6 protein-coding genes are annotated in these 5,117 nt (G+C 62.0%); all 6 read left to right on the top strand.

All coding sequences use genetic code 11. The features are described from left to right. Positions 1–177 precede the first annotated feature (177 nt). The 6 genes from NW843_RS05945 (at position 178) to NW843_RS05920 (ending at position 5,067) form a co-directional block, all read left to right on the top strand. Positions 178–1,101, top strand: a complete 924-nt coding sequence (locus NW843_RS05945) for a glycine betaine ABC transporter substrate-binding protein (RefSeq protein ID WP_414522398.1) — start codon at positions 178–180, stop codon at positions 1,099–1,101. Positions 1,102–1,126: 25 nt separating this feature from the next. Continuing rightward, positions 1,127–2,095 carry an ABC transporter ATP-binding protein gene (locus NW843_RS05940; protein WP_414357579.1) on the top strand — a complete coding sequence of 323 codons (969 nt, stop codon included), beginning with the start codon at positions 1,127–1,129 and terminating at the stop codon, positions 2,093–2,095. Further along, positions 2,092–2,709 carry an ABC transporter permease gene (locus NW843_RS05935; protein ID WP_414344038.1) on the top strand — a complete coding sequence of 206 codons (618 nt, stop codon included), beginning with the start codon at positions 2,092–2,094 and terminating at the stop codon, positions 2,707–2,709. Before NW843_RS05940 ends, NW843_RS05935 begins: the two co-directional genes overlap by 4 nt. An 83-nt stretch (positions 2,710–2,792) precedes the next feature. Next, complete coding sequence (locus NW843_RS05930) at positions 2,793–3,458, top strand: sigma-70 family RNA polymerase sigma factor (RefSeq protein ID WP_414418643.1); 666 nt, start codon at positions 2,793–2,795, stop codon at positions 3,456–3,458. Positions 3,459–3,530: 72 nt separating this feature from the next. Then, on the top strand, positions 3,531–4,379 hold the full coding sequence (locus NW843_RS05925; protein ID WP_414522397.1) for an anti-sigma factor domain-containing protein: 849 nt from the start codon (positions 3,531–3,533) through the stop codon (positions 4,377–4,379). Between the two features lies 1 nt (position 4,380). Continuing rightward, positions 4,381–5,067 (top strand): VanW family protein, encoded by a 687-nt coding sequence (locus NW843_RS05920; RefSeq protein ID WP_414428237.1) that lies wholly within the window; start codon positions 4,381–4,383, stop codon positions 5,065–5,067. Positions 5,068–5,117: the final 50 nt, after the last annotated feature.

Here is a 5,117-nt window from a genome sequence, read left to right as displayed (position 1 = left end):
CAGCAAAGTTCAGGGTTTTGGGGGTTAGAGGCATGCTCTACGGTTGGTTCTTGCAGTTACGGCTCAGGGAAAATAATGGTTTAATGGTGACTTAACAGTCGAAACTTCCTGGCCCAGGCCGGAACGCTCTCGGCAGGGCCTCTTGTCATTAGCCTGGGATCCCTTCTCCCCTTGCCTATGCTGAAAACCACTCGTCGCTTGGCTTTGCTGGCCCTGTCGGGGCTGGCAGCTCTTGTTCTCACTCCCCATCGCGCCAGCGGGACGGAGTCCTTAGGGGGCCTCGCCAAGCCCATTACCGTCGGCTCCAAGGACTTTACCGAGCAGTTTATTTTGGGGGAAATGTACGCCTTAGCCCTGGAGGCGGCAGGGTTCACGGTGGAGCGCAAGCTCAACCTGGGCGGAACACCGGTAGCCCATGCGGGCTTGTTGAGCGGCGAGATCGATCTCTACCCCGAGTACACCGGCACTGGCCTGCTGACAGTGCTCAAGTTGCCCAGCAGCGGTGACCCGGCAGAGGTGTACGCGACGGTGGCCCGCGAGTACGAGAGCCAGTTCCAACTGATTTGGCTGGATCCCGCCCCCCTGAACAACACCCAGGCCCTGGCCATGACCCGCGCCAGAGCGGCTGAGCTGGGCATTGCCACCATCTCGGACATGGTGGCCAAAGCGGGCGAGCTGGTGATGATCGGGCCGCCGGAGTTTCAAGCCCGCGAGGATGGCCTACCTGGGATCCAAGCCGTCTACGGTAATTTCCGGCTCAAGGCCTACAAAGCAGTGGATCCCGGCCTCCGCTACCAGGGCTTGGTCAATGGGGAAGCGGATGTGGCAGTGGCCTTCGGCACCGATGGAGAAATTGCCGCCTTTGACCTGGTGCTGCTGGAGGATGACAAGCAGCTTTTCCCCCCCTACCAGGTGGCGCCGGTGGTGCGCAAGGACACCCTAGAGGCCAACCCCGGCATTGCCGCTGCCTTAAATGCCCTTTCCCCCCTGCTGACGGACGAGGTGATGCAGCGGTTGAACTACGAGGTGAGCGGCAACCGCAAGGAGCCGGCGGAGGTGGCCAGAGCCTTCTTGGTGGAAGCCGGCATCCTGAAGAAATAATCTTGCCCTTGCACGAGGCCCTGAGGTGAGCACCGTTGAGTTCGAGCGGGTGTCGCTGCGCTTTCCCCACAGTTCCCAGCCGGCTGTGGACGAGTGCAGTTTTTCCGTGGAGTCGGGCCAGTTGGTGGTCATTTTGGGGCCTTCTGGCTGCGGCAAAACCACCCTTCTGAAAATGGTGAATCGCTTGCTGGATCCCACCCAGGGGCAGATTCGCTTGGACGGGCGGGATATCCGCCAGTTTCCCGTCACGGCTCTGCGGCAGCGGATCGGCTATGTTATCCAGCAATCGGGGCTGTTTCCCCACATGACGGTGGCCCAGAATGTGGCGGTGGTGCCGCGACTTTTGGGATGGGCGAAGGAGCGCATCCGCGAGCGGGTGGACGAGCTGCTCAGCTTGGTTAATTTGCCCCCCCATGAGTACAGAAACCGCTACCCTGCCCAACTGTCGGGTGGACAACAGCAGCGGGTGGGGCTGGCGCGGGCGCTGGCCGGGGATCCAGGGCTGCTGCTGATGGACGAGCCTTTTGGGGCCATCGACGCCATTACCCGCAGCAAGCTGCAAGAGGAGATCCTGCGCCTGCAACGGCAATTGAAAAAAACCATCCTGTTCGTCTCCCACGATGTGGAAGAGGCGCTGCGCCTGGCGGATCGCATTTTGGTGATGCAGAAGGGGCGGGTGGTGCAGTTCGACACTCCCTTTCGGCTGCTCACCCAGCCGGCTACTCCCTTTGTCAGGGAACTGCTGGGGGCAGATGACATGGTACGGCAGTTGAGTGTGCTGCGGGTGGAAACGGCGATGGCCGGGATCCCGCACAACCACAAAATCCAAGAGGGAGCGATGGTGAGGCCCCAGGCCACTTTGCGGCAAGCCTTGTCCCTGCTGTTGCGCACAGGGGCGGCAGCCCTGACGGTGTGGGAGGACGGGCGGGCCATCGGCGTTTTGACCTTGGATCACATTCGCAGCTTGGCCATGCTGGAGGGGGGATCCGCGTGAGCTATCTCCTCAACCACCCCGGCCTGATGTGGCAGCTCACCCAAGAGCATCTGGCGATGGTGGGGATGACCTTGGGCATGGCGGTGGTGCTGGCGGTGCCGCTGGCTCTGCTGGTTCACCACGTGCGCTGGTTGGCCCTGCCGGTCATGGGGATCCTCAGCATCCTGTACACAGTGCCCAGCCTGGCTTTGATCATTTTGTTGGTGCCCTGGCTTGGCCTCAATGCCCGCTCGGTGGTGGTGGCGATGGTGATCTACACGCAGGTGATCTTGGTGCGCCATTTTTGCGTGGGCCTGCGCTCGGTCGAGCCTGCCATCCTGGAAGCTGCCAAGGGCATGGGGATGAACCTCTGGCAACGGTGGTGGCAGGTGCAGGTGCCGCTCATGCTGCCCATTGTTTTGGCAGGGCTGCGGCTGGCGGCAATTGTGGCCATTGCCATTGCCACCGTGGGCGCCAAGTTTGGGGCAGGGGGACTGGGAACCCTGCTGTTCGATGGCATTGCCCAGGCCGGTCGCTACGACAAGATCTGGGCCGGATCCCTGGCGGTGGGATCCCTGGCCTTGCTGGTGAACACAGCCTTGCTCAGCCTGGAATGGGCGGCCCGTCGTGGCTGAGGGGGTAGACTTAAGGACTCCGTCCCGCTGGCGCGATCGGGCAGGTTTATCCTCTAGTTGTGTGGGGCGAAACTGGGTGTAGCATGGGTGAGCAACCAGGGACTCCGTCCCGCTGGCGTGAGCGGGTGAGAGATTGGTCATCCCGCGCCGATTGGGAGCTGATGGAAGCGCTCAAGGCGGGGCAACCTGCTGCTCTGGCTGCGCTCTACGATCGCTATGCCGGCTTGGTCTATGGGCTGGCCTTCAAGATCCTGGGCCACGTGGCCGAGGCAGAAGACCTGACTCAGGAGGTGTTTGTCGAGCTGTGGCGCAAGGTTGGCTGTGATCCAAGGACTCCGTCCGAGTCGCGCGAGCGGCGGGGATCCCTGAGCAGTTTTTTGTGCATCCTGACCCGCTCGCGGGCCATTGACCGTCTGCGTTCTCAGGGCAGCCACCAACTTCTTTTGAAACGCTGGCAGACCATTCCCAGCGCCGATCGCGTCAGCGGGACGGAGTCCTTTAGCAAGACTCGGTTCCCTTTTGAGCAGGTTTCCATCGAGGAGCGGCGGCAAGCGGTGCAAGCGGCCCTCAGCCAATTGCCCGAAAACCAACGGCAGATCCTGGAGTTGCTCTATTACCAAGGGTTGAGCCAGGCGGACATTGCTCGCCAATTGGGGATCCCGTTGGGGACGGTTAAGACCCGCTCTCGCCAAGCTCTCTGCAAATTGCGGGGATCCCTGCGCGCCCTTCTGGGTTTCTGCTCGCGTTAGCGGGACCGCGTCCTTTCGCGTCAGCGGGACGGAGTCCTAGGTTTGGAGTTGAGTTCTGGTGTCGGGATGGCCATGTCTGATCGCGTCAGCGGGACGGAGTCCTTTCGCGTCAGCGGGACGGAGTCCTTATCCACCTCGCCCCCTTTAACAGAGGAACGGGAAGAACTGGCCGGCTATCTGCTGGGGGACTTATCTCCTGAACAGGTGAGTGCTCTAGAGGCACGCCTAACCCAAGACCCTCGGCTGGTGGCCGAACTGCAAGCCTTGCAAGAAACCTTGGAATTGTTGCCCTACGGATTGCCAGGAGTACTCCCGCCTGCCAGCTTGCGCGACCAGGTGATGGCAGAGGTGGGGGCTATGGGCTTGCGCGAGCAGGAGATGGCAGTCCCCCTTCACTCTCCACTGCCTGCTTTTGGGGTGGGGTGGCGCTGGTTGGGAGGCTTGGTGGCGGCAATTTTGGTTCTGCTCAGCTTGGACAACTGGCGACTGCGGCAAGCTCTGCAACTGGCCCAGCTAGAATCGGTGCGGGCATTATCCCATCTCCTGCAACAGCCGGGATCCCGTCTGGTGCATTTGCAGGGGGAGGTGGGGACGGCCAATGTGCTGTTTCGCCCAGGAGACTGGCAGGAGGTTATCTTGGCCGCACGGGATCTGCCCCAACCGGTGGCGGGGGAGCGCTACTCCCTCTGGCTCAAGCTGGATAATGGCGAGTTCCTCCACTGTGGTGACTTTCAGGTGGATGCTCAAGGCTCTGCTCTGGTGGCCCTACGCCCATCCCGCACGTTGCCGGCAGGTACCCGCGCCCAAGAGCTGCTGGTCGCGACCGGTTCCCGCCAACTGCCCGCTCGCGTCAGCGGGCCGGAGGCCTTTCGCGCCAGCGGGACGGAGTCCTTGAAACCCCTTCTGACGGGCAAGGTGTGAGGTGAGAGGAAAGGTTGGCCTGCAAAGGTTGGCTGTGCTGGTGGGGGCGCTACTGGCCCTTCTGGCCTTGTGGTGGACGGATCCCACGCCAACAACCCTAAGCCAATACGTTACTTCTTTGCAGGAGCGCACTCCTTCTCAACTCCACAACATTCGCCGAGCCGTCCAAAGCCTGGATGGAGTTTACATCATGCCTGCGACACGCTCACAGGAACAGGCAGAAGTGATTTTTTCCTTCAACCAAGTGGTGGGGCCGCGCAGCCTGGAACGAGGCTATGTGCCCGCGCCGGTGTTTATGGTGGCCGAAACCCTGGATTCGGTTGGGGGAGGAATCTGTCAGGTGTCCTCTAGCCTTTACAATGCTGCTCTGTTGGCAGGGCTGGAGGTGGTGGAGAGGCACCCCCATTACCGGCAGGTAGAGTCGGTGCCCCCTGGCTTAGATGCCACCGTTTGGTACGGCTTGGCCGACCTCAAGCTGCGCAACCCTTTCCCCTGGCCGGTGCGCCTACGAGTTCAGATCCGCGGCCCAAACCTGATTGTGTCCGTGCTGGGACGGGGATCCCGCCACGCCCTGAGGATCCCACCCATCCGTGTAGAGGGGCACCGGCTGGATCCCCAGCATTTGCAGGTGAGCGTGTATCGGGGTAACGAGCGCCTCTCCCAAGATCGCTATGTCGTTGCTCCCTAGCCTCTCATCGCGCCAGCGGGACGGAGTCCTTTCGCGCCAGCGGGACGGAG

It is taken from the genome of Synechococcus sp. R5-12 (genome assembly GCF_047502655.1).
In the GTDB taxonomy this organism is placed as follows: Bacteria; Cyanobacteriota; Cyanobacteriia; order Thermostichales; family Thermostichaceae; genus Thermostichus.
This window is presented reverse-complemented; position numbering and strand designations above follow the sequence as displayed.